Origin of the sequence: Blautia coccoides (assembly GCF_034355335.1) — a bacterium.
Lineage (GTDB): Bacteria > Bacillota > Clostridia > Lachnospirales > Lachnospiraceae > Blautia > Blautia producta.
This window is the reverse complement of record NZ_CP136422.1, coordinates 4,020,086-4,045,730: the sequence shown is the minus strand read 5'-3', so window position 1 is coordinate 4,045,730 and position 25,645 is coordinate 4,020,086. Positions and strand designations below refer to the sequence as shown.

The following is a 25,645-nucleotide window of genomic DNA, read 5'->3' as shown; positions in this document are numbered from 1 at the left end:
CAGCATCCCGGCCGCTGTAGGTGCCCTTAAGCCTGTCATTGAGTCTGCTCTGCGTGGGAGCTTCTGCGGCGGTATATGAGAAGGTATACGGCCATCCAGAGCATGCAGTGCAGCAAAAGTACAAAGATATATTCCCCTATCTGTCTGCCATCTCCGGTTATCAGGTCCAGGATCCCGTAAAATGCGGCACTGGCCGGGAGCAGATATGTTGCGGTGTGAAGAATACTGTCTTTTGAAATGGTCAGATAGAACAGCACCGGGGGAGCCAGAAACAGTATCATTACCATTTTGATACAGATAATGCCCGACATAAGCCCGTCTGAAAAGTGTCCGATGAACAGTCCTGCAAGTGCGGCAAGAAAAGCGGACAATAAAATGATCAAAAACAGGGGAAAAACCATGCTCCATGTTGTGCGTATACAGATGAGTGCAGTAAAAGCAGCAGACAGCACGGCGCCTATATATCCAAGAGAAATTTTCTGTATCATATAGTCCATCTCAGTCATGGGTATCACTTCATTTACATATCCGATCCCTTCTTCTTTTTCACTGATTATATTCATTGCATTGAAGGTGCATCCCATGAACATTGCAGTTACCATGGTGATAGCTGTAAGTAAAGGCTTTAAGACGTCATGGTCATTGCTTTTTCCCGGTATAAGATTCACTTCACAGGAGGAAAGATTTGCTCTTTCTTCATAGAGCTGGGGAAGGATACCCCCAATTACAGTATTCACTTCCAATTCATCACCGGACAGAACAGAGGCGATCCTTTTTTCCTTTTGTATAACACCGATAAGCTGTGTGGCAGGCTCATTGATGGCGTTTTCAAACTCCTGCATATTATCCAAAATCTCTACCCGGCCTATGCTTTTTAGCCAAATTATCGTATCGGAGGTAAGATTCCCCTTTACAGCAGCGAAGGCTGTTTCACTGACAGAGGAAAAACTTATGCCTGACAGGAGGTTAAGGGCCAATCCTGCAAGGATAGGCAGGAGAAAGGTCAGAATACACATTTTATCACGTCTTATATTTTTTAACTGATATTTTATACCTGTCATATTACCCCTCCTTTGCCATTTCCCGTACAAGTGCCCTGCGGACCATAAGAAACAGAGAGAAAACAGCAGTCACACATGCAGCATAGTAGAGGATTCCCGCCGGCTTTATGCCAAAATATGCGTTTTTCACAGCCATGAACAAGTGATACATAGGATGGAATGAGATCCAATCCCATGCTATGCCGGTCTGCCCCGCAAGAAATACAGGGGTTGTGATAAATACGGCCAATATCAGATAAAAAAGTGAAAACTGCCGGAATCCCTGTAGCAATATGGCACATAAGAAACCTGTAAGTGCCATGATAAGGGACAGGATACCTGCCTGGACCAAAACTGCAGGCAATACGGAAAGTCCCTCAGAAAGCCCCAAATTCATCAAAGTCAGTAAAAGGGTGAATACTAAATCTGCCAGCAGAAAGAGCAGCAGTTTTGATAATAGGAAGAAGGTCTCCCTGACAGGCAGCGTACTGTGCACCCGGATCACACCCATCTGTTTTTCCTTAAATAGTGTGGAAGCCAGACCGAGAAAACCTACGGCTGACAGTTCAAAAAAGAGAAATTCACAGGTGATCTCCCGACGGCTTTTCATTTCTTTGTCATTGCTTCCTATGATCTCGGTTTTGGAGGCAGATCCAGTGGAGAGCCGCGACAGGGCGTAGGCTGTCCGAAGATTGTCAGTGCTCTCAATACCGGAGGAGACCATATAGATTTCCGGGACTTTGCTCGAGGCATCAATTCCCACGGAATAGCCGTCCAAACAGGCTTGATGCAGTTGATCCAGGCTCTCTGTTTTTACAGTATCAGGAGATACGGTATTATAGATGCCATGAGGATCATAGAGATACACAGGATAGATCTGTTGGTCTAAACGAACATAGACCAGGTTAATATAGCAGGAATAGAGAATAAGAGAACCGAGTGTCAGCAGAAAAAACTTTGATGCCAGCATCAGACGGAAATCCTTTTTGACCAGAGAAACGATAACATACCTCATTATATCAGCCCCTTTCCTGTATATTGGATGAAAATATCTTCTAATGTAGGTTCTTTAGAGTGGATACTGATGATTTTTTCGTATGGGAAGGGAAATGCCTGACTCATCCGGGTCAATTCAAGACTGGATGTGCATCTTTTCTGCTCATAAAGATATGCGATTTCCACTGTATGACTTCTCTTTTGTTCTTTTAATCTTTGGGGCGTGTCCAGTGCTTTGATCTCTCCGTCTGCGATAAAAGCAACCCGGTCGCAAAGCAGGTCAGCATCCATCATATTATGGGTTGTGAGAAAGACAGTGGTGCCTTTTCTGCGCTCCTCCTCAATGATCCTTCGGAACAGCACGGCCCCTGCGGGGTCAAGTCCGCTGGTCGGCTCGTCCAGAAACAGCAGCCGGGGATTATTTATCAGTGCCCTGGCCATGCTGACACGCTGTCTCATGCCTTTTGAGTAAGAGGAGACAGGCTTTTTCAGGAAATCTTTTTTAAATTCCAGCATGTCCAAAAGCTCTTCGGCGTCTCTTCGTCTGTCAGCCGGATAGAAAGAGGCGAAATAATCCAGATTGTCAAGAGCACTTAGATTCGTATAAAGATAGGGAAATTCAAAAAGGACACCGATCTGGCTGCGGAAATCCATTTTGTTATCCATGGGCATCCGGTTAAAAAGACGAAGCTCTCCCAGATAACCGCCCAGTATCCCAGTCAATATCTTTTGGGTTGTGGATTTGCCGGATCCGTTGGGTCCCAGAAAACCGAAAATTTCCCCGTCATCCACAGAAAAGCTCAGTCCGTGCAGGATTTCCTGGCCTTTCTTATAAGAAAAACGCAGATTTTTAACATCAATCATGATCCATCCCCCCATTTATCTTTTTTTCCATTTTCTTTTTCGCGCAGCCGTCTGTTCCACCATTTCACAAATTTAACTTTAAGGGGTATGGAGAGCACTAAGACTACAGCCAGTATAAGCCACCAATACCATTCAAGTCCTAAAAACATAAATTCACCTCCCTTATATAGGAGAGCCTATACAAAGGAGGTGAATTCAGTATGGGACTGGTGTGAAGTTTATGTGAAGAAATACTATGGATCATGTACTGATAGGAAAAGAGAAATAGAATTCTACTCCAGTATCCAAATTCCGGACACCATATGGAACCTGATAGACAGAGAGCACCTGGGCTACAATAGCCAGGCCCAATCCGGAACCGCTGCCTGCAGTATTTTCTCCGCGGTAGAATTTGGTCCAGATTTTTGAAAGTTCCTGTTCCGGTATAGGGCTGCACTGGTTAAACAGGGAAAAGGAGAGTTCCTTTTGGGTACAGCTTATGGCGAGGTGGATATCACCGCCCTTTTCTACATTCTTTTTTGCGTTTTCTATGAGATTGTCCAGTACCTGTTCCATGCGCTTGGGGTCAGCATAGATCAGAATGGGATCATCTGGGAGTTGATAAGTAAAACGGTAATCTGTGTGGGGAGTGTCAAGAAGCAGACGGCCTGCAGAGGTCTCTGCCATTTCAAGAAAATCAAAGGTTTTGTTTGAAAGTTCTGCAAATCCCCCCTCCAGTGCTGACAGGTCCAAGAGTGATACCAGCATGTGATTTATCCGATCCCCGGCAGATAATATGGCGTCCGTATACTGCTGCTTTTTGGTTTCGTCCACTTCGTCTTTTAATCCCTCGGTATAGGCACGTATAAGCCCAAGAGGTGTTTTCATCTGATGTGACAGATTGTCCGTAAGCTCTTTTCTCTGAACCTGAAGGAGACGTTCCCTGCGCACTTCTTTTTCAAGCTGCGTATTTGCATGTTCCAGTTTTTGCAGAGCGTCCTGTAAATTGGCGGACATAGTATTTAAGCTTTGGGAGAGTCTGCCGAATTCATCATTGGAATCTATCCGGCACCGGGCCGTAAAGTCCAGAGAGGCCATTCGCTCTGCCTCCTGATTGATTTCATTGAGAGGTTTTGAAATCAGGCGCCCAAGCAGATGATCCACCAGAAGGACCATGGATGCCATAAGGAGGAACCATATCAGAAAAGCAAAACTGCGGTTTGTGGGCAGCTCCGAAGTAAACAGATAGAACAGAACAATGATGCCTCCCACTAATTTTGAGAGCAGGAGAGTTTTTTTGCGGACCGTGGTCAGTCCAAACGCGGACAATATTTTTTTCATGATCATACCTCGAACTTATAGCCGGAACGGATCAGGGTGACAATATGTTGTCCTTCGGATCCAAGCTTCTGGCGCAGAGTCTTGATGTGGGTATCTACGGTTCTGGTGTTTCCCTCAAAATCATATCCCCAGATGCGGTTGAGCAGTTGGTCACGGGAAAAAACCTGGTTTTTATTCAGCATAAAAAGGCGCAGCAGTTCAAATTCTTTATGAGTCAGCGAAAGATCCATGCCGCATACCGTGACTGTGCGGGAGGACAACTGCAGTACAATTTCACCTGCGGTTATCATATCCTGAGGGTTTGCGGATGCGGCACGGCGCAAAAGCGCATTGATCTTGGCAAGAAGTATTTTGGGACTGAACGGTTTTGTGATATAGTCGTCAGCACCGTATTCATAGCCCTTTAATTTGTCAGTCTCGCTGTCTTTTGCTGTGAGAAATATAATAGGAATGCTGCACATTTCCCTGGCAATACGGCATACGGAAAAGCCGTCCAGATGGGGCATCATAATATCCAGGACCGCCAGATCAACAGGATTATTTTTCAGTATTGTCACAGCGTCTATGCCATCGTCTGCTGTGATACAGGTATGTCCCCCATGGCGCATATAGTCAGTCAAAATATCCTGCATGCCTTTTTCGTCCTCAGCAATTAATATTAGTGCCATCGCTGCTGCCTCCTGTTCCCTTTGATCTTCCGGTAAAAAGTTATATTTGCTGTATCAAAATATTCTATGTCAGAAGTTTCTATGTCAAAAGTCATATTTTATTATATTACGTTACAAAAGGGAATGCAAACAGAAAGAAAAGAGCTGTTCCGGTAATAATTCAGCATTCTACTGTCCCGCGAGGTGTTGCCTTGCATTTGCAAGGCAATCCCGAGACAGCCACGCGCCAGACTGCAGTTTTGCAGTCTGAGTGCATGCCCCTTACAGCTATGAGACCGGATAGCTGAATCGAAAACTGACCCATACAGACAGCTTTTTAGGAAATGAAATTAAGACCATGATCAGTCATGAAAGAGGCCGCGGCGTTTTGCCTCAGAGATTATTTTGTCAAGCACCTCCTGTTCACTCTTGGTACTTTTGAAAGTACCTTCCAACCTGGAATCACACTTAGTTTCAAGCTTATCATCCAACCTGGAATCGCACTTAGTTTCAAGCTTATCATCCAACCTGGAATCGCACTTAGTTTCAAGCTTATCATCTAGCCTGGATTCACACTTAATTTCAAGTTTATCTTCCAACTTGACTTCACATTTAGATTCTTCGCCGGTCTGCTTTTTTGTTTGGATTTCTGCCTTTTTCTCAGAGCTTTTCAATTGCTCACCCCTGATACCATTATAAAACTGTGAAATGTGTAGGTGAACTGGTAAATAATGGAAATAGAGCTGCCTATCTTAAGAGACTTATGTATTCCGGTATACTGTGTAGGCAATAATATCAATAAACTCACTGTTTGAAGGACATCTGGAAAGTTTACAGCCGGATAGTTCCTGCAGATAAGCTTTATTATTGTCCCAGCACTTTTCAATAACGGTCCGGATGTCCCGTTCCACACTGACTTTGGTAACACCATATTTATGAGCGATGACAGGATAGATATCTTTTGTCACTTTGAGACATTCATCGTAATTCTCGGCGGCAATGTGAATGGCGTCGAGCAGATAGCGGTATCCCTTGTATTTCGATGTAATGCCAAATTGTCTTATGATTTTATCCTTTGTATGCATATTTAATTACCCTCCTCATGTTTTCTATAATATTATAGAGGAGAATGGCAGACAGGAAGGAAAGTTCGACATTATAATACAAAAAAAGACCTGAGAATCATAGTGGGGAGTACAATATGATTCAAGGGGAGTACAATGGAATTCAGTATTTTTGGATGATTTAAGAACAAAAAAAGACCCGGATGCCGGTAAAACCGGGCATTCCGGGTAAATGAAAAGTGGACCTGGCGGGAATCGAACCCGCGTCCGAAAGTCTATCCCTTGAGGCATCTCCCATCACAGTCATTCTTTTAACATTCCCTTATACAACCGCCGGATGACAGGCTGATGTACTCAGTAGCTTCATGAATCTTTTACTTTCTCAAAGCTTTGAAAGTAAAGGGCCCTGCAAAGTCGATGCCGGATTCCCAGGCAGCAGGTGACCTGGGGCCGACAAGCTGCAATTAGGCAGCTAACGCTAAATTATTATTGTCTGCGTTTATATTTAAGTTCCAGGTTGTTGCGCAGTCCCGGAGTCTGCGGATGGCTTCCCCAACTTCAAAACCCCCGTCGAAACCAGTACAAGCCCATTACTGGACTTCACTGTGGAAGTATACTATAGAATAGCGTTTTTTTTGTGTTTTGTCAAGGGAAAATGATAAAAAAATTCCGGGGCGGTCAGCGCCGTTCAGAGCAGAAGACTTGTATTATTGCATGGTGAAGCACAGAAAAATCCCGAATCTGCCGGCCTCAAAATGCGGACACCGGGATAAAGAGACCAGGCTTGACAGATAAATCTGTCTGGGATAGACTTATTTTAGATTCAGATGAAGAATAAGGGGAAAGCAGAGAATAGGGCTGTTATGGACCGTTTCTTTGCAGACAGGGGAAATATGAAGCTTTTTCATAAAAAAAGAAGATTCCGGTATGGTTTTTTGATGCTCTTTATACTCCTTACCGCGCTTGCAGTGCCTGTGTGGGGACGGGCCGGCGGTGGTGGAAGTTCAGGAGGCGGCGGAGGATCAGGCGGAGGAGGCGGATACAGCGGCGGTTCCGGCGGTAACAGCTACCACAGTGGCCGTTCCTCATCCCGCAGCAATTTAGTGGGAAACATTGTGTTCGGGGTTAATGCTGTTCTGATCACCTGCGGCGGCGCCATTGTATTTACCGTAAAATCTAAAAAAGCAGCCATGAAAAGTAAAAATCTCATGCGTCAGTACGAAAAAATCGGGGGAAACTGGGATTACAGGGAAGTACAGCGTCAGGTGGAGGAGGCCTACTTTGAAATACAGGAGTGCTGGAGACGGATGGATGCCAGCTATGCCGCAGCTTATCTAAGCACAGAACTGCTGGAGGATTTTAACATGAAGATCCAGTGGATGGAAGTGAGAGAGGAAGCAGTGGTACAGAAGCATGTAAAGCTGTTGAGCGCAGTGCCTGTCTGTGCCAGTGATGAACCGGGGGAGGAGAATGACAGTATCTGGTATCTGATACACGGCAGTATGGTGGGATACTATATTAACAGGAACACAGGAATCTGTGTGCGCGGCAATACGAAAAAAGAGAGCTTTTACGAATACTGGAGATTTGTTTACCGCAATAAGCGCTGGGTCCTCCAGGAAATCAGGCAGCAGGACGAAATTGATATCAATCAGTTTATATAATAGTGTTTGTTCACAGATTCAACAAATATTTTTGTTATATTTATCAATAGACGGCAGGAGCCATCTGATCTCTTCCTGTGAGGGGATAAGCAGCAGAGATAACGTGACTATTTTGCCCTCAGTTTCAGGAATATGGCTGCGATACGGACATAGAGCGGAAAAGGTACATAGAAAAAACGGACAGAAGGAGTCTGTGAGAATAGAAAGAGGTAAGCTATATGGAGAAATGTAAGATATTGGTAGTGGATGATGAGAGCAGGATGCGCAAATTGGTGCGGGACTTCCTGGTAAAGAAAGACTTTGAGGTGCTGGAGGCCGGTGACGGTGAGGAGGCACTGGACATTTTTTATGCCACAAAGGATATTGCCCTTTTGATCCTTGATGTCATGATGCCGAAGATGGATGGCTGGGAGGTATGCAGGGAAATTCGCAGGGACTCCAAGGTGCCCATTATTATGCTGACAGCCAGAGGAGACGAAAGGGATGAGCTTCTGGGATTTGAACTGGGTGTGGATGAGTATATTGCAAAGCCTTTCAGCCCCAAGATACTGGTAGCAAGAGTGGAAGCTATCCTGAGAAGAGCCAATATCTGCGGAAGCAGTGATGTTCTCTCTGCCGGCGGCATTGAGGTGAATAAAGCTTCCCATATTGCCACTATTGACGGGGAGCCTATGGAACTGAGTTATAAGGAATTTGAGCTGTTGACATATTTCCTTGAAAATCAGGGGATTGCACTTTCCAGAGAGAAAATATTGAATTCTGTATGGAATTATGATTATTTTGGCGATGCCCGCACCATTGATACCCATGTGAAGAAACTTCGCAGCAAGCTGGGAGATAAGGGTGAATACATCAAAACAATCTGGGGTATGGGATACAAGTTCGAGGTATAAGATATGAGAAGATCAATTAAGGTGCGTCTGGCGGTTTCTTTTATTGGAATCATGCTATTGTCGCTTTTGTCCATCACGGCAGTGAACCGACTGTTTCTGGAGAAATACTATATCTCTAGAAAGGCAGATTCCCTGGAAACCGTTTATAAGGCATTGAATGAGCAGGCTTACAACGATCCGGAGGGAAGGACGCACCTGCAGGGACTCTGTATTGAAAAAAACATTTCCTGGGTTCTTGTGGATGTGAGTACCCAGGACTGGACCATCATAGCCAACGATGGGCGGAATCCGGACTTGCTGGCGACCAGGCTTCTCTTTGGATATATATGGGGTATGATGCCGGAAAACAGAGAGGTTATTTCAAATAATGATTCCTATACATTGGAGCAGAATACAGACGACAAAGAAAATGTGGTATATCTGGATATGTGGGGGATAATGGAGAACCGAAGCTGTGCATTCCTGATCCGTATGCCCATGGCGAGCATCAGGGACAGTGTGGAAATCTCCAATATGTTTTACATTTATATCGGACTTCTTGTGATCATGATAAGCAGCGGGGCAATCTGGTTTATGAGCAAGAGAATAACAAAGCCCCTGCTGGAACTGACGGAAATCTCCAGACGCATGAGCAACCTGGACTTTGAAGCAAGATATGAAGGCGGAGGGGAGGATGAGATCGGTACCTTGGGTGAGAATTTCAACAAAATGTCTGAGGAACTGGAGCATACCATATCTGAGCTGAAAACCGCCAACAATGAGCTGCAGGAGGATATTGAGCAGAAGAAACAGATTGATGAGATGCGCAAGGAATTCCTCTCCAATGTTTCTCATGAGCTGAAGACTCCCATTGCACTGATCCAGGGCTACGCGGAGGGATTGAAAGAATGTATCAATGACGATGCGGAGAGCAGGGAGTTTTACTGTGAAGTCATCATGGACGAGTCTGCCAAGATGAACAATATGGTGAAAAAGCTGCTGACTTTAAACCAGCTTGAGTTCGGCAATGACCAGACAGCTATGGAACGGTTTGATCTGACAGATCTTGTAAGAGGCGTAGTGCAGGCAGCACAGCTTCTGGCAGACCAGAAAGAGGCGCAGATCGCTTTCCCGCAGGTGGAGCCTGTATATGTGTGGGGCGATGAGTTTAAAGTGGAGGAAGTGGTGACAAACTATGTGTCCAACGCTTTGAATCATGTGGACGGGGATAAGAAGATTGAGGTCAAGATCATGAGAAAGGACAATCATGTGCGCCTCTCTGTCTTTAACACAGGTAAACCTATCCCTGAGGAGGATCTGGATAAAATCTGGATAAAGTTCTACAAAGTTGACAAAGCCCGGACACGGGAGTATGGCGGAAGCGGTATTGGTCTGTCTATTGTAAAGGCGATCATGGAGAGTATGCACCAGAAGTTCGGAGTTGTCAATTATGACAACGGTGTGGAATTCTGGTTTGAACTAGAAGAGAAATGATGGCAGGTAACAGTTCAGCTTTCCACTGTCCCGCGAGGTGCTGCCTTGCATTTGCAAGGCAATCCCGAGGCAGCCACGCGCCAGCCTGCAGTTTTTGCAGTCTGTGTGCATGCTTTTGTTGCTATGAGGCCGAAAGGTTGAATAGTAATGATGACAGAGCCGGTTCTGCGACACCTCCTTGCATTTTTCGATGGATTCTGCTAAACTAGAGAACATGATAAAAATGCAGGAGGGATGATTTATGCCGCCTTTACAGGGAGAATGGCTGGAGGCTTTAAAGCCGGAATTCGGAAAACAATATTATAAACAATTGTTCGCAAAGGTGGGGCAGGAGTACCAGACGAGAAAGGTATTCCCCGCACCGGACGATATTTTCAATGCATTTCATTTTACCCCCTTAGACCAGGTAAAAGTGGTCATTTTGGGACAGGATCCTTATCACAATGACGGACAGGCTCACGGCCTGTGTTTTTCTGTGAAGCCGGATGTGGAAATCCCTCCTTCCCTGGTGAATATTTACCAGGAACTGCAGGAGGACTGCGGCTGCTATATACCCAACAACGGCTATCTGGAAAAATGGGCAAAGCAGGGTGTTCTGCTTTTGAATACAGTGTTGACAGTGCGCGCCCATCAGGCTAATTCCCACAGGGGAATTGGCTGGGAGGAGTTTACGGATGCGGCTATCCGCATTCTGGATGAACAGGACCGGCCTATGGTGTTCCTTTTATGGGGGAGACCGGCACAGATGAAAAAGAGTATGCTCCACAATCCGAATCACCTGATCCTGGAAGCCCCCCATCCCAGTCCGCTGTCTGCTTTCCGCGGATTTTTTGGATGCCGCCATTTCAGCAAGGCAAATGCCTTTTTACAGGAGCATGGCCTGGAGCCGATTGACTGGCAGATAGAAAACAGATAGAGGAATTTGGACAAATGGGTAAAAAGAATAGTAATACATTAGTGAAAAATGCGTCTTTTTTAATGGTTGCGGCGCTGATATCCAAGATCATCGGAATGATATACAAAAGCCCCCTGTCTTCGCTTCTGGGAAGAGAGAGCTTTGCCTGCTTTCAGTTTGCACAGAATGTATATTTTATTCTGTTGATGATCGCATCCTTCAGCATTCCCCAGGCTGTATCTAAGATCATGTCAGAGCGGATCGCATTCAAAAGGTATAGAGACGCGCAGAGGGTGTTTAAAGGCGCTCTTTTATACGCAGTCATAGCGGGAGGTATTGTGGCGCTCATATGTGTGTTCGGTGCATCTATCTTAGTGCCGGACAGTGTGGCAAATGCCAGACTGGCCCTTCAGATGCTGGCTCCCACTATTTTTATATCCGGGATACTGGGTGTGTTTCGTGGATATTTTCAGGCATACAGAAATATGATGCCCACGTCCATCTCGCAGATCGTGGAGCAGATAGCAGTTGCGGTTGTGGCGCTTTTGATGGCTAACTTTATGGTAAATCATTTTGCAGGCGCCGGAGAAGATACACTGCAGAGATGGAGTGCAGCCGGAGCAACTATCGGTACAGGAGCGGGAGTCACGGCAGCGCTTCTTTTTATGCTGTTTGTATACAGTGTGAACAGGAAGACCATCAACCGGCGGATCGCCAGGGACAAAGTGTCTGTGGATGAGAGCTATCAGCAGGTAATGAGAAATATTGTGCTGATCGTGGCGCCTATTATCCTCAGTGCGTTTATTTATAATGTGAACGGTTATATCAATGGTGTGATGTACACCAGTATTTCTGATTTCAGAGGCATGGACAACAGTCAGGTAAAGGTGCTATATGCGGAATTTGGCTTTTTCATGACTCTGATCAATATACCTTTGACGCTTGCAAGTACGGCACCTACCTCCATGATCCCTGAGGTCTCCGCCCATTATGCTACTGGGGATGTAAAGGGTGCTATTGAGAAGATCAACAATGCCACATGGATCAGTATGCTGATTTCCATGCCTGCCTCCGTTGGTCTGGCGGTACTGGCTAAACCTGTCACTTCCCTGCTTTTTCCCTCCACAGAGGGTGTGGCAGGACAATTGATGGTGCTGGGTGTTATCACGGTTATCCTGAACAGTACATCCAATATCTCCAATGGTGTTCTGCAGGGTATTGGAAGGGCAAACGTTCCCATGATCAATGCGGCTATATCCCTGGCTGTGGATGTAGTCTTTCTTGCGGTTCTCCTGTTCTTCACCAATACGGGAATCTACGCTGTGGTTATCGCTATGATCGTTTATGCCGTAGTTATGTGTGTTCTCAATGACAGAGCACTGAAGAAATACCTGGGATATCAGAATCCGTGGAAATACGCGTATCTGCCTCCGCTTTTGGCTACCATTCCTATGGGCGCCGTGGCATTTGCAGTGTACAAGGGAGTGAGATTTCTGGCAAAATCTCTGCCCCATTCCAATCTGCTGGCTTTGATCCCTTCTATCGCTCTGGCCGCGGCCGTGTACTTTGTGGCGTACCTCTTTATTGCAAAACCGTCCAGACAGGAACTTCTGTCTCTCCCGGGAGGAACAAAACTGGCTGTGCTGGCACAAAAATTGAAAATAATCTGAAAAATTCATATGTACAATGAATATGGAAAATAGACAAACTGAGAAGTAAAAAGAGAAAAACGGAGAAACGATCAGAGAGATTACCGGAGGAAGAAACAGAGAACGAATGGAGAAACAAACAGAAAAAGGCCAGCAGGCTGCGCTCAGAATGAGCGGTCCGCTGGTCTTTTTCTGTTTATCTTTCTATGCGATATCTCTTACGATCACTGCATTTTACTGCATTTTTTTAAATGCGGTAGAGAGCATCAGCTTAATACGGTTCAGTTGGTTTACTTCACTGGCACCCGGGTCATAATCTATGGCCACAATATTAGAGTCGGGATAATCCTTGCGGATGGCTTTGATGACACCTTTGCCTACAATATGATTGGGCAGACAGCCAAAGGGCTGTGTACACACAATATTCGGCGCTCCGCTGTGGATCAGCTCCATCATCTCTCCGGTCAGGAACCAGCCCTCTCCGGTCTGGTTGCCGATGGATACAATAGGGGCGGCCATTTTAGCCAGGTCTGCGATGTTGGCAGATGGGGTAAAATGTCTGCTCTTGGCAAACTCTTTATTGGCGGCACCTCTGATAAACTCAATGGCTTTAATCCCCAGATTGGCTGTTTTTGCTGAGTTTTTCTTGAAGCCCAGATATTTTGCCTTGAAGTTCTGGTTATAAAAACAGTAACATAAAAAGTCGATCAGATCAGGGCATACAGGCTCTGCGCCTTCTTTTTCCAACAGCTCCGCCAGATGATTGTTGGCAGCAGGCAGGAATTTTACCAGGATCTCGCCGACAATACCGACTCTCGGCTTTTTCTCGTTGGTGATAGGCAGTGTATCAAATTCCCTTATCATCTGTCGGCAGATGCGGTTAAACTGGCCGAAGGTGATGTGTTTTGCGCTTATGAAGCGGATACAGCGTTTCTCCCATTTGCGGTGCAGGGCATTGGCGGAACCTTTGACTGCCTCATAGGGACGCATACGGTAAATACATTTCATCAGGATATCACCAAACACAGCGGCGAAAGCCAATCTGCAGGCTAATTTTGCTGTGATCTTAAATCCGGGATTCTCTTCCAGTCCGCTTAAATTGATGGAAATGACCGGTATGTAGGACATATTTGCCTTGGCAAGTGCCCTTCGGATAAATCCGATATAGTTGGAGGCACGGCATCCCCCTCCTGTCTGTGACATGATGATGGCTACTTTATGCAGATCGTATTTGCCTGAGAGGAGGGCCTGCATGATCTGGCCAACCACCATAAGGGAAGGATAGCAGGCATCATTGTTTACGTATTTAAGGCCTACATCCACGGCTTCCTTGTTGTCATTAGGGAGTACCTCCAGATTGTATCCGCTGGCGTTGAAGGCTGCCTGCAGGATAGAAAAGTGGAAAGGTGACATCTGAGGGCAGAGGATAGTATAGTTTTTCCTCATTTCAGGTGTAAATACTACCTTTTTGATGGATGACGGCGATATTTTCCGCTTGATATGCTGCTCTTCCTTGACACGGAGGGCAGCGATCAGGGAGCGGACACGGATGCGGGCAGCACCCAGGTTGTTCACCTCATCAATTTTCAGGCAGGTATAAATTTTGCCGCTGTCTGAAAGGATTTCATTTACCTGGTCTGTGGTCACAGCGTCCAGTCCGCAGCCAAAGGAATTTAACTGGATCAGATCCAGATTATCCTTTTCCTTCACAAAGTTGGCAGCCGCATAGAGCCTGGTGTGATACATCCATTGGTCATTGACGCGCAGAGGCCGTTCAATAGGAGCCAGATGAGAGACGGAATCCTCAGTCAGCACGGCAATGCCGTAGGAATTGATCAAATCCGGAATACCGTGATGAATTTCCGGATCAATGTGGTAAGGTCTTCCTGCCAGCACAATACCCCGCCGTCCTGTTTTATCCAGATAGCGCAGGGTTTCCTCGCCTTTTCTGCGGATATCCTCCCGGCATTTGGCCATTTCTTTCCAGGCAGCATGGGCAGCATCAGAGATTTCCGTGGAGGGGATATCCTTAAATTCTTCCAACAGACGCTCTGTGATGGTCTCTTCATTGGTCATGGCTAAAAATGGGTTGTGGAATCTGATCTCCGGGTCATTCAGCTCATCAATGTTGTTCTTTATGTTCTCCGCATAGGAGGTGACAATTGGGCAGTTGTAGTGGTTGACAGAGTCCGCAAACTCTTCCCGCTCGTAGGGGATGCAGGGATAGAAGATATATTTGACACCCTGTTTGATCAGCCATGAAACGTGTCCGTGGGCCAGTTTGGCCGGATAGCACTCCGATTCACTGGGAATGGATTCAATGCCCAGTTCATAAATCTTTCTTGTGGAGGTGGGAGAGAGCACCACCTCATACCCCAGCCGGGTAAAGAAGGTATACCAGAAGGGATAATTCTCAAACATGTTCAGAACCCTGGGTATTCCCACCTTTCCTCTGGGGGCTTTATCCTCTGTCAGCGGTTCGTAGGAGAACAGCATTTTGTATTTATAATCAAACAGATTCGGGATATGGTCCTTATTTTTCTCCTTGCCGATGCCGCGCTCACAGCGGTTGCCGGAGATGTACTGGCGGCCTCCTGAAAATTTGTTGATGGTCAGCCGGCAGTTGTTGGTACAGCCCCTGCAGTTAGCCATGGTGGTTTTATACTGAAGGCTGTTGATCTTCTCAATGGGCAGCATGGTGGTTTCCTGTCCCGCTGTATAGCGCTCCCTGGCGATCAGGGCAGCACCGAAAGCACCCATGATCCCGGCAATGTCGGGTCTTATGGCCTCACAGTTGGCAATGCGCTCAAAGCTTCTTAAAACCGCATCGTTGTAGAAGGTTCCCCCCTGTACCACGATATGTTTTCCCAGCTCCGAGGCATCGGATACCTTGATTACCTTATACAGAGCGTTTTTAATAACAGAGTAGGCCAGACCTGCGGAGATATCCGATACCTCAGCGCCTTCTTTCTGGGCCTGTTTCACTTTGGAGTTCATGAATACTGTACATCTGGTTCCGAGGTCAATGGGATTCTTGGCAAAAAGTGCGGCTTTTGCAAAATCCTGTACGCTGTAGTTCAGGGAATTTGCAAATGTTTCGATAAAAGAACCGCAGCCGGATGAGCAGGCTTCATTGAGCTGTACGCTGTCTACTGTATGGTTTTTTATTTTTATGCATTTCATATCCTGACCGCCGATATCCAGGATACAGTCTACCTCAGGATCAAAGAAGGCCGCTGCGTAGTAGTGGGATACTGTCTCCACCTCCCCTTCATCCAGAAGGAGAGCAGCTTTTATCAGTGCCTCCCCGTATCCGGTGGAGCAGGAGTACGCAATTTTCGCCTCACGGGGCAGATGGCTGTAGATTTCCTGAATGGCGCGGATGCTGGTAGCCAGGGGATTGCCGTTATTGTTGCTGTAAAAGGAATAGAGCAGGGAGCCGTCTTCCCCCACCAGTGCGGCTTTTGTTGTTGTGGAGCCGGCGTCAATGCCCAGATAGCAGTTTCCGCTGTAACTGGAAATGTCACCGGTTACTACATTGTAATGGCTCTGCCGCTCATTGAATTTATCATAATCTTCCTTAGTGGCGAACAGAGGCTCCATACGGTTTACTTCAAATTCCATATGTATGTTGGCTGACAGCCTGTCACGCATGGCAGTGACGCTGACAGGAGGTGTGTCCTTTTTCGCGTTCAGCGCAGAGCCGATGGCGGCGAACAGGTGGGAATTGTCAGGAACAATGGTGTGTTCCTCATCCAGCTTCAGTGTGCGGATGAACGCCGTCTTGAGTTCGGATAAAAAGTGAAGCGGACCTCCTAGAAATGCCACATGTCCGCGGATGGGTTTTCCGCAGGCAAGACCGCTGATGGTTTGGTTTACAACAGCCTGGAATATGGAGGCTGAAAGGTCTTCTTTTGTAGCGCCCTCATTGATCAGCGGCTGAATATCTGTCTTGGCAAATACACCGCACCTGGCAGCAATGGGATAGAGTGCTTTGTAATCTTTGGCGTAATCATTCAGCCCGGCGGCATCTGTCTGCAGCAGGGAGGCCATCTGGTCGATAAAAGAGCCGGTTCCTCCGGCACAGATACCGTTCATACGCTGTTCAATATTTCCGCCCTCAAAATAAATGATCTTTGCATCCTCACCGCCCAGTTCAATGGCCACATCGGTTTTGGGTGCCAGTTCCTGTAAGGAGGAGGATACAGCAATAACCTCCTGTACAAAGGGAACCTCCAGATGCTTTGCGAGTGTCAGTCCGCCTGAACCGGTGATCACCGGGAGGACGGAAAATTCCCCCAATTGCTTGTATGCCTTGTCAAGCAGTCCGGCCAGCGTATTCTGGATGTCTGCAAAGTGGCGTTCATAATCGGAGAAAAGAATTTCGTTTTCTTCATTTAAAACTGCAATTTTTACCGTGGTGGAGCCAATATCAATGCCAAGACGGTATACGACTGCAGTATTTTTATTATCTGCTGACATAGTCAGGAGACCTCCTTCATAAAAAATGGACGGTTTTTCGCCGTCATATATGCATTTCTTCTTATTTATATAGTGCGATTAAAAATCATTTAACATTATACGACAATATTTCTAAAAATACAATTGCTAATTTGAAATTGGATTATTTTAGTTATATATCCTCAGAAAAAGAAAATATTTCAGCCGGTTGCGTTTACATTTCCCATATGGTAGAATAAGCCAGACACAAGTGCCGGAAACAGCCGGTAAAAGAATTACATTTAGAAAGAGGAAACGGTTATATGTATAAGATATTAAAACAGGAAGGTATGGCAAAGCGCGCCCATTTTGAAACTGTGCACGGAGCGGTGGAGACACCTGTCTTTATGAACGTGGGCACAGTGGCAGCCATCAAAGGGGCCGTAGCCACAACAGACCTGCATGAAATAGGCACCCAGATAGAATTGTCAAACACGTATCATCTTCATGTGCGTCCTGGCGACCAGGTGATCAAAAAACTGGGAGGCCTCCATAAGTTTATGAACTGGGACAGACCCATTCTCACAGATTCCGGCGGATTCCAGGTGTTTTCCCTGTCAAAGCTCAGGAAGATCAAAGAGGAAGGTGTGTACTTCAATTCCCATATTGACGGGCATAAAATTTTTATGGGACCGGAGGAAAGTATGCAGATACAGTCCAATCTGGCTTCCACCATTGCCATGGCTTTTGACGAGTGTCCCTCCTCAGTGGCAGACAGGAAATACGTTCAGGATTCTGTGGACAGAACGACAAGATGGCTTGCAAGATGTAAGGAAGAGATGGCAAGACTGAACGCAAAGGAGGACACCATCAATCCTCAGCAGATGTTGTTTGGAATCAATCAGGGCGCAGTATATGATGATATCAGGATCGCCCACGCAAAAGAGATTGCCAAAATGGACCTTGACGGCTATGCGGTGGGCGGACTTGCAGTGGGAGAAAGCCATGAGGAGATGTACCGGATCTTGGACAGTGTTGTTCCTTATCTTCCGGCAGACAAGCCAACGTATCTGATGGGAGTGGGCACACCGGCCAATATTCTGGAGGGAGTGTCCAGAGGCGTGGATTTCTTTGACTGTGTATATCCAAGCAGGAACGGCCGTCACGGACATGTGTATACAAACTTCGGAAAACTGAATCTGTTCAATGCCAAATATGAGCTGGACTCACGCCCCATTGAGGAAGGGTGTCAGTGTCCGGCCTGCAGAAGCTACAGCAGGGCGTATATTCGCCATCTTCTGAAGGCAAAGGAAATGCTGGGCATGCGTCTTTGCGTGCTTCACAATCTGTATTTTTACAACACCATGATGACGGAAATCCGCCAGGCACTGGATGAAGGCCGCTATGAAGACTATAAACAGCAGAAACTGGAGCGCATGGCAGCAGGCCCCAAGGCATAAAAACAGGAAAAACGTGTAAAATATATAAAAAAACCTGAAAAACACTTGAAGAAATAAGAAAAATTGTGTATTATTGTAATAACGTCAAAATAGTATAATTTGCAGGAGGAACCCAAATGTTTTTAGGACAGGCAAGCGCAGGCGGTGCTGGCGCATGGGCAACCATGTTGCTGCCGTTGGTTGTATTTTTTCTTTTAATGTATTTCATGATCATGAGACCGCAGAAAAAGGAACAGCAGAGAGTGAAATCCATGTTATCTTCTATGGAAGTGGGAGACAGTGTGGTAACCACAAGCGGTTTTTACGGAATCTTAATTGATATTACAGATGAGGATGTCATCGTAGAATTCGGTAACAACAGAAACTGCAGAATTCCCATGAGAAAAGCGGCTATCGCGGAAGTTGAGAAAGCTGGCGACGGAATCGCAGAAAAAGATTGATCAGAAGATTGAAAAGCCAAACAGGTGTTGCAGGAAAAATAGTTCTGCGGCGCCTGTTTTTTCGTCTTCAACCATGCTGATTCAGAAAATAGAGAGGTGAGAATATGGCATTTATCAGTTTGTTCGATGTGATCGGCCCCAATATGGTGGGTCCTTCCAGCTCCCACACGGCCGGCGCCGCATCCATGGCCCTTCTTGCCCGGAGACTTTTTCCGGGGAAAATAAAAAAAGTGCGTTTTACCCTGTATGGCTCCTTTGCCCAGACATACCGGGGGCACGGCACAGACCGGGCGCTTCTGGGCGGGATCATGGGATTTCAGACAGATGATCTGCGTATCAGGGATTCCCTGACACTAGCCCGTGAACAGGGGATGGAGTATGAATTTATTCTCAGTGACAAGCTTGGTGACGAGCATCCAAACACTGCGGATATGGATATAGAGGGCACCTGCGGCGAACATCTTTTTGTGCGCGGCGTATCTCTTGGCGGTGGCAAGGTAAAGATTGTCCGTCTGAACCAGATAGAAGTGGATTTCACAGGTGAGTACAGCACTCTGGTGGTGAGCCAGACGGACAAGCCGGGAGTGGTGGCACATGTTACAAAGGTTCTCAGCGAAAAGAATGTGAATATTGCATTTATGCGCCTCTATCGGGAGGAGAGAGGTGCCAGGGCATATACCATTGTGGAGTCTGATGAGAAAATACCGGAAGATGTGACAGAGAAAATAAGGGAAAATCCCTTTGTCTCCAATGTGATTCTGGTGCAGATATAGGAGGGTAGGATGGAATTTAATCAGGGCAGTGAATTGTTGGAAATATGCAGGGCACAGAATATGCCCATTTCCAGGGTTATGAAGCTTCGGGAGACAGAATTTTCGCAGATTTCCGAGGCGGAAGTTGAGAAGAAAATGAAAAAATCCCTGGATATCATGCGCCGTTCGGCAAAGGAGCCTCTGACAGATCCCAAGCCGTCTGTGGGCGGTTTGATCGGCGGTGAGTCTGGGAAACTTTACCGGCATGCGCAGGCAGGAAAATCTGTCTGCGGAACTGTGCTTCAGCGCGCGGTTACGTATGCCATGGCGGTTTTGGAAGTCAATGCCTCCATGGGAGTGATCGTGGCTGCACCTACTGCCGGTTCTTCGGGGGTGGTGCCCGGGGTGCTTCTTTCCCTGCAGGAGGAGTATGATCTGCCGGAAGAAGTGGTATTAAACGGTCTCTATACCGCGGGAGCCGTGGGGTATCTCCTCATGCGGAATGCATCTGTGGCAGGCGCAGAAGCGGGGTGTCAGGCAGAGGTAGGCGCTGCGTCAGCCATGGCAGCAGCCGCGGCCGCAGAGATGATGGGAGGCACGCCCGGGCAGTGTCTGGATGCGGCTTCTGTGGCAATGTCAAATCTGCTTGGATTAGTTTGTGATCCCATAGCCGGCCTTGTGGAATACCCATGCCAGAACAGAAACAGTGTCGGGGCAGCTAATGCGCTGATCTGCGCAGAACAGACACTGGCAGGGATACCGGCTCTCATCCCCTTCGATGAGATGGCACAGGCTATGTATCATGTGGGAAGAAGCCTGCCTTTTGAGCTGCGGGAGAGCGCACTGGGAGGCTGTGCGGCAACCCCTTCTGCCTGCAGGCGTACCTGCGAGATTTTTGGAAGCTGAGAGTTGGCAGATACATTTTGGATGCCGTTATTTTCCGTAGAAGATTTATCGGGCAGATTGGTCCCGGTTGACTTATAATATGGGTAAGGCAGGTGAGAATATGGATTGGATGCAGCGCATCAACCGAGTGATGGACTATGTGGAGGAGCATCTCAGGGATGAGATGGATGAGGAAGAGATCAGCAGGATCATAGCGTGCCCGTATCAGAATTTTCAGAGTCTGTTCGGCCAGGTGACAAATATCAGTTTTTCCGAGTATATCAGAAGACGCAAGCTTACCATGGCAGCCTATGATCTGCAGAATTCTGATGAAAAGGTAATGGATATTGCACTGAAGTATGGGTATCAGTCAGGAGATGCTTTCCGTGTGGCATTCCGCAAAATGCACGGTGTCAACCCAACAGAAGTGAGACAAAATGCTGTTCCGCTGATGTTTTACTGCCGGCTGGAGTTTCAAGTGACAGTGAAGGGAGTGGAATCTATGAAGTATACGATTGAAGAAAAAGAAGCTTTTAAGGTATTGGGAACAAGAATGACTACACCGTATGGGGGCGGAACCTGGGCAGTGGTCAAGAGTGACGGCACCAATGAAAAGATGAGAGAGATCAGCGGGGACTTTTTTGACCTGGGACTATGTTTCGGGTTTCAGGAGGACGGCAGCAACGATTATATGTGTGCAGTCCTCTGGGACGGTCCGGAGACAGAAGGGTTTGTGACATATGAATACCCTCCGGCAACATGGCTGATCTTTCGGACAAAAGGAAAGATTTCAGATAATGTACTGGGAAATCTATGGCGGCAGATCAATCAGGAATTTCTTCCTCAAAGCCAGTATGCGAAATGCGGGCTGCCCACCATTGAGAAGTATATTTTCTGGAATGAAGCTGAGGATTTAGGGGAAGTGGAGGTCTGGATACCTGTAAAGTAATCCTATGCAGTTGTTTTGCGGGCAGGTTCTGACTTGTAAATGAGGCTGCTGTACGATATAAAGAACTGTTTTTTGCCAAAAAGCAGAGAACAGTTTATATCGTGCGGCAGCCTTGTTTTTGTATAAAAAGTTTGCGGGGCAACAGTTTTTTGTTTAAACATTGATAAAAAATAATCAAATAGTATTGACGATTTTGATGGGAAATGGTAATTTTAAGATATAACTATATCTGAGTGATCGGATAAAACATCAGCGTAACTGCCATATCATTCTGAGATAAAATGCGACGATTCAGCAGGTCTGCGTATTCACTGCGCTGACCGCAAGAAAACCCAGAATGTATATTGAAACAATTGGAGGTAGATATGAGCAGATTAAGTATCATTACGCAAAACAGTGCACAGCGGACAGTGGAGGAACTCTATAAGGATCTGGAACGGCGTATCGTTGCCAGCCCGCCTGGGTTATGTCCGGTGGACATGGCGGCATCATTTTTAAAAATGTGCCATGCCCAGTCCTGCGGAAAGTGTGTTCCCTGCCGTGTAGGGCTGGGACAACTGGAAAAGCTCTTTGATGATGTGCTGGATGGGGATGCCACTCTGGAGACTATTGAGGTCATTGAGAGGACGGCAAGGAGCATTTTCTATTCGGCAGACTGTGCCATCGGCTATGAAGCGGCCAAGATGGTGCTGAAGGGAATCAGGGGGTTCAGGGAGGATTTTGAAGAGCACATTGTAAGGGGCAGGTGTTCCTGCAATCTGAATCAGCCGGTACCATGTGTATCCCAGTGCCCGGCCGGGGTGGATATCCCCGGATACATTGCCCTTATCCGGGAGGGAAGACCTGCGGATGCAGTGCGCCTGATCCGCAAGGACAATCCCATGCCTGCAGTCTGCGGCCTTATATGCGAGCATCCCTGTGAGGTGCGGTGCCGGAGAACCATGCTGGATGATCCCATTAATATCAGGGGGCTGAAGCGCTTTGCAGTGGAACATGCAGGGGAAGTGCCTGTGCCGAATGCGGCTCCGGCTACGGGCAAGAAGATCGCGGTGATCGGAGGAGGTCCGGGAGGGATCAGTGCCGCCTATTACCTGGCTTTAATGGGGCATAAGGTGACTATTTATGAGAAGGAAAAGCAGCTTGGAGGCATGTTGAGGTACGGTATCCCTAGCTACAGGCTTCCGAGAGAAATACTGGATGAGGAGATCCACCAGCTCCTGAGTGTGGGTATTGATGTTATCACCGGAGCAGTTGTAGGAGAAAAGCCGTATCTGATACAGGATATCAGACCTCAGTATGATGCCGTTTACATAGCTATTGGTGCCCATACGGACAGAAAGATAGGAATGGAGGGCGAGGACGCCGAAGGTGTAATGTCAGCGGTGGAGATGCTCCGCAGTATCGGTGACGGGGACATGCCGGACTTTAAGGACAGAGATATCATTGTGATCGGCGGCGGCAATGTGGCTATGGATGTGGCCCGTTCCGCAGTTCGTCTGGGAGCAAAACGTGTGCGTATTGCTTACAGGAGAAGAAAAGTGGATATGACAGCCCTGCCGGAGGAAGTGGAAGGGGCTATTGCAGAGGGATGTGAGGTATTGGACCTTCATGCGCCGCTGTCTATTGAGAAGGACGATCAGGGCAAGGTTTCTGCGCTCTGGGTGCAGCCTCAGCTCATCGGCAGAATGAAAAACGGAAGACCCACACCGGGAGATGCGGATGTGCCAAAACTCCGCCTGCCATGTGACCAGATTCTGGTGGCCATCGGACAGGGGATCGATTCCCAGCACTTTGGTGAGTCAGGTATTCCCATTACAAGAGGTGCCGCTATTGATGCCTTTGACTGGAGCGGCGTGAAGGATGCTGCCGGTGTCTTTGCCGGAGGTGACTGCGTGACCGGACCGGCAACTGTGATCCGTGCCATTGCGGCAGGGAAAGTGGCAGCAGCCAATATTGATGAATTTTTGGGATACAACCATACAATAACAAGCGGGGTGGAGATTCCGCGGGTTCGTCTCCATGACCGCCCCACCTGCGGCCGCGTGAATATGAAAGAACGCGAGGCGTCCGTAAGAGTGAAGGATATGGAACTGATTGAATGCGGTATGACTTCTGAGGAGGCATCCCAGGAGGCAAGACGCTGTCTGCGCTGTGACCACTTCGGTTTCGGTGTGTTTAAGGGAGGCAGGGTGGAAAAATGGTAAATACAGAGAGAGTGAAACTTACGATCGACGGCATACAGATAGAGGCCGACAGGCACAGCACCATCCTTCAGGCTGCCGCTCTTGCAGGAATCAGGATTCCCACTCTGTGCTATTTGAAGGATATCAATGAGATTGGTGCATGCCGTGTCTGTGTCGTAGAGGTGGAGGGATATGCAAAGCTGGTTACCGCCTGTAATAACAGGGTAAAAGAGGGGATGGTGGTCCATACCAACAGCCCAAAGGCCCGGAAAACCAGAAGGACAAACGTACAGCTTATCTTATCCCAGCACAATAGCAATTGTGCATACTGCGTCAGAAGCGGAAACTGTTCCCTGCAGAGTGTGGCCAATGATCTGAATATCATGGATGTTCCCTTTGTCAGGGAACTGCCAAAGAACTCCTGGGATATGGATTTCCCGTTGATCAGGGATTATACAAAGTGTATCAAATGCATGCGCTGCGTGCAGATCTGTGATAAGATCCAGTCTGTCAATGTCTGGGATGTAGTGAACACAGGTTCCAGAACAACTGTGGATGTATCGGGCAACAGAAAGATAGACGAATCAGACTGTGCAGTCTGCGGCCAGTGTATCACACACTGTCCGGTTGGGGCACTCAGAGAGCGGGATGACACGGAGCGTGTGCTGGATGCCATTGCCGACAAGGATAAGATCACAGTGGTTCAGATCGCACCTGCTGTGCGCGCGGCCTGGGGAGAATCCATTGGCCTGTCACCGGAATTTGCTACGGTAAAGCGGCTGGCCTCTGCTCTGCGTAAGATGGGATTTGACTATATTTTCGATACGGATTTCAGTGCGGATCTGACTATTATGGAAGAGGGCAGTGAGTTCCTGGAGAAACTGAAAAACAAAGAGAATGAGAAGTTCCCCATGTTTACGTCCTGCTGTCCGGGCTGGGTGCGCTTTATGAAATCCCAGTATCCGGATATGGTGGATCAGCTTTCCACGGCAAAATCACCGCAGCAGATGTTCGGCGCTGTAGCGAAGACCTATTATGCGAAACTACTGGATGTGGACCCGGAGAGGATTTTCTGTCTGTCTGTTATGCCGTGTGTGGCAAAGAAGCAGGAGTGTGCCCTTCCGACCATGAGGGACGCAGGGGCAGGGCAGGATGTGGATGCCTCCTTGACTACCAGGGAGATCGACCGTTTGATCCGTATGTTCAATATACTTCCTGAGACGCTCAAAGAGGAAGAATTGGATATGCCTCTGGGGGTTGGTTCCGGTGCAGGTGTTATTTTTGGCGCCACAGGAGGCGTTATGGAGGCTGCACTGCGCAGCGCCTATTATCTGGTGACCAGTAAAAATCCGGAACCGGACGCATTTCGGGCAGTCCGGGGTATGGATGGCTGGAAGGAGGCAGAATTCAATCTGGCAGGCACCATTCTCAAGGTGGCGGTTGCCAGCGGACTGGGCAATACCAGAAAACTGATGAAAGCACTCAGGAAAGGAAAAGTTTCCTACGACTTTGTGGAGATCATGGCCTGTCCCGGCGGATGTGCAGGCGGAGGCGGCCAGCCAATCCACGACGGACAGGAGCTTGCCGGGGACAGGGGACAGATCCTGTATGGCTTGGATAAGGTCAGCAATATCCGGTTCTCCCATGAAAATCCTTCTGTCATAAAATGTTATGAAGATTTTCTGGAAAAGCCTTTGTCACACAAGGCCCACGAGCTGCTGCATACGGATCATCACGGATGGAAGATGCCGGGAGAAGGATAAATTCGAGAAAACAGAAAAAATACATAAATCCATAGCCTTTGGGAAACACTCTGATACCGAGGTGAATGAAATGGATAAAAAACAGCAGGAAGCTTTAAACAGAAAGAAGTCAAATGAAACCTTCAACAGCATTACCCAGAAGGTAAAGCCGGAAAATCAGAATCAGCAGCACAATGCCAGGTCTGAGGCTGTGGAACCGAAAATCAGGCAGGTATAGAGAGAAATTCGGTATCTTATGGCTGAACAGGCGTCTTGATCCTTAGCAGGG

The 25,645-nt window shown here is 47.4% G+C and carries 22 protein-coding genes and 1 other RNA gene; 13 read left to right on the top strand and 10 right to left on the bottom strand.

Translation table 11 applies throughout. The features are described from left to right. Positions 1-35: 35 nt before the first annotated feature. The 9 genes from BLCOC_RS18195 to ssrA form a co-directional block, all read right to left on the bottom strand. Positions 36-1,061: an ABC transporter permease gene (locus tag BLCOC_RS18195; RefSeq protein WP_115622981.1), complete on the bottom strand. Its 1,026-nt coding sequence runs from the start codon at positions 1,059-1,061 to the stop codon at positions 36-38. Between the two features lies 1 nt (position 1,062). Beyond that, on the bottom strand, positions 1,063-2,055 hold the full coding sequence (locus BLCOC_RS18190) for an ABC transporter permease (RefSeq protein ID WP_115622980.1): 993 nt from the start codon (positions 2,053-2,055) through the stop codon (positions 1,063-1,065). Next, the gene (locus BLCOC_RS18185) at positions 2,055-2,900 is read right to left on the bottom strand and encodes an ABC transporter ATP-binding protein (RefSeq protein WP_115622979.1); all 846 of its coding nucleotides are present in this window, start codon (positions 2,898-2,900) and stop codon (positions 2,055-2,057) included. Before BLCOC_RS18185 ends, BLCOC_RS18190 begins: the two co-directional genes overlap by 1 nt. Then, the gene (locus tag BLCOC_RS18180) at positions 2,897-3,049 is read right to left on the bottom strand and encodes a hypothetical protein (RefSeq protein ID WP_165907146.1); all 153 of its coding nucleotides are present in this window, start codon (positions 3,047-3,049) and stop codon (positions 2,897-2,899) included. Before BLCOC_RS18180 ends, BLCOC_RS18185 begins: the two co-directional genes overlap by 4 nt. A gap of 91 nt (positions 3,050-3,140) precedes the next feature. Next, positions 3,141-4,220, bottom strand: a complete 1,080-nt coding sequence (locus tag BLCOC_RS18175; protein WP_322255203.1) for a sensor histidine kinase — start codon at positions 4,218-4,220, stop codon at positions 3,141-3,143. 2 nt (positions 4,221-4,222) lie between these two features. Then, complete coding sequence (locus tag BLCOC_RS18170) at positions 4,223-4,888, bottom strand: response regulator transcription factor (RefSeq protein WP_115622977.1); 666 nt, start codon at positions 4,886-4,888, stop codon at positions 4,223-4,225. Between the two features lie 341 nt (positions 4,889-5,229). Next, positions 5,230-5,541, bottom strand: a complete 312-nt coding sequence (locus BLCOC_RS18165) for a hypothetical protein (RefSeq protein ID WP_165907147.1) — start codon at positions 5,539-5,541, stop codon at positions 5,230-5,232. Positions 5,542-5,628: 87 nt separating this feature from the next. After that, on the bottom strand, positions 5,629-5,952 hold the full coding sequence (locus tag BLCOC_RS18160) for a sporulation initiation factor Spo0A C-terminal domain-containing protein (protein WP_029468541.1): 324 nt from the start codon (positions 5,950-5,952) through the stop codon (positions 5,629-5,631). 216 nt (positions 5,953-6,168) lie between these two features. Beyond that, positions 6,169-6,520, bottom strand: a transfer-messenger RNA (tmRNA) gene (gene ssrA / locus BLCOC_RS18155). 304 nt (positions 6,521-6,824) lie between these two features. Between ssrA and BLCOC_RS18150 the strand changes: the two genes are divergently transcribed. The 5 genes from BLCOC_RS18150 (at position 6,825) to BLCOC_RS18130 (ending at position 12,526) form a co-directional block, all read left to right on the top strand. Further along, positions 6,825-7,595, top strand: a complete 771-nt coding sequence (locus tag BLCOC_RS18150; RefSeq protein ID WP_115625439.1) for a Tim44 domain-containing protein — start codon at positions 6,825-6,827, stop codon at positions 7,593-7,595. Positions 7,596-7,813: 218 nt separating this feature from the next. Continuing rightward, positions 7,814-8,488 (top strand): response regulator transcription factor, encoded by a 675-nt coding sequence (locus BLCOC_RS18145; protein ID WP_018596451.1) that lies wholly within the window; start codon positions 7,814-7,816, stop codon positions 8,486-8,488. A gap of 3 nt (positions 8,489-8,491) precedes the next feature. Next, positions 8,492-9,961, top strand: a complete 1,470-nt coding sequence (locus BLCOC_RS18140) for a sensor histidine kinase (RefSeq protein WP_026255588.1) — start codon at positions 8,492-8,494, stop codon at positions 9,959-9,961. A gap of 241 nt (positions 9,962-10,202) precedes the next feature. Further along, a complete protein-coding gene (ung, locus tag BLCOC_RS18135) occupies positions 10,203-10,877 on the top strand; it encodes a uracil-DNA glycosylase (protein WP_115622975.1) in 675 nt (224 codons plus the stop codon). Between the two features lie 14 nt (positions 10,878-10,891). Further along, a complete protein-coding gene (locus tag BLCOC_RS18130) occupies positions 10,892-12,526 on the top strand; it encodes a putative polysaccharide biosynthesis protein (protein WP_115622974.1) in 1,635 nt (544 codons plus the stop codon). Between the two features lie 213 nt (positions 12,527-12,739). Here the strand turns inward: BLCOC_RS18130 and BLCOC_RS18125 are convergent, their stop codons facing one another. Continuing rightward, entirely contained in the window at positions 12,740-16,987 is a 4,248-nt protein-coding gene (locus BLCOC_RS18125; RefSeq protein WP_115622973.1) for a 2-hydroxyacyl-CoA dehydratase, read from the bottom strand. Between the two features lie 281 nt (positions 16,988-17,268). On the opposite strand from BLCOC_RS18125, the gene tgt reads away from it, so the two are divergent. The 8 genes from tgt to BLCOC_RS18085 all read left to right on the top strand — a co-directional run bounded on the left by tgt (position 17,269) and on the right by BLCOC_RS18085 (position 25,594). Continuing rightward, a complete protein-coding gene (gene tgt / locus BLCOC_RS18120) occupies positions 17,269-18,405 on the top strand; it encodes a tRNA guanosine(34) transglycosylase Tgt (RefSeq protein ID WP_029468546.1) in 1,137 nt (378 codons plus the stop codon). 116 nt (positions 18,406-18,521) lie between these two features. Beyond that, positions 18,522-18,845, top strand: a complete 324-nt coding sequence (gene yajC, locus BLCOC_RS18115) for a preprotein translocase subunit YajC (RefSeq protein ID WP_018596445.1) — start codon at positions 18,522-18,524, stop codon at positions 18,843-18,845. Between the two features lie 104 nt (positions 18,846-18,949). Beyond that, positions 18,950-19,618, top strand: a complete 669-nt coding sequence (gene sdaAB, locus BLCOC_RS18110; RefSeq protein ID WP_115622972.1) for an L-serine ammonia-lyase, iron-sulfur-dependent subunit beta — start codon at positions 18,950-18,952, stop codon at positions 19,616-19,618. A 9-nt stretch (positions 19,619-19,627) separates the two neighbouring features. After that, the gene (sdaAA, locus tag BLCOC_RS18105) at positions 19,628-20,503 is read left to right on the top strand and encodes an L-serine ammonia-lyase, iron-sulfur-dependent, subunit alpha (RefSeq protein ID WP_018596443.1); all 876 of its coding nucleotides are present in this window, start codon (positions 19,628-19,630) and stop codon (positions 20,501-20,503) included. A 100-nt stretch (positions 20,504-20,603) separates the two neighbouring features. Then, positions 20,604-21,431, top strand: coding sequence for an AraC family transcriptional regulator (locus BLCOC_RS18100; protein ID WP_115622971.1), 828 nt, complete (start codon positions 20,604-20,606; stop codon positions 21,429-21,431). 365 nt (positions 21,432-21,796) lie between these two features. Beyond that, positions 21,797-23,635: an NAD(P)-binding protein gene (locus BLCOC_RS18095; protein WP_115622970.1), complete on the top strand. Its 1,839-nt coding sequence runs from the start codon at positions 21,797-21,799 to the stop codon at positions 23,633-23,635. Further along, a complete protein-coding gene (locus BLCOC_RS18090) occupies positions 23,629-25,377 on the top strand; it encodes an NADH-dependent [FeFe] hydrogenase, group A6 (protein ID WP_115622969.1) in 1,749 nt (582 codons plus the stop codon). Before BLCOC_RS18095 ends, BLCOC_RS18090 begins: the two co-directional genes overlap by 7 nt. A gap of 70 nt (positions 25,378-25,447) precedes the next feature. Then, positions 25,448-25,594: a hypothetical protein gene (locus tag BLCOC_RS18085; RefSeq protein WP_018596440.1), complete on the top strand. Its 147-nt coding sequence runs from the start codon at positions 25,448-25,450 to the stop codon at positions 25,592-25,594. The last annotated feature ends 51 nt before the right edge of the window (positions 25,595-25,645 follow it).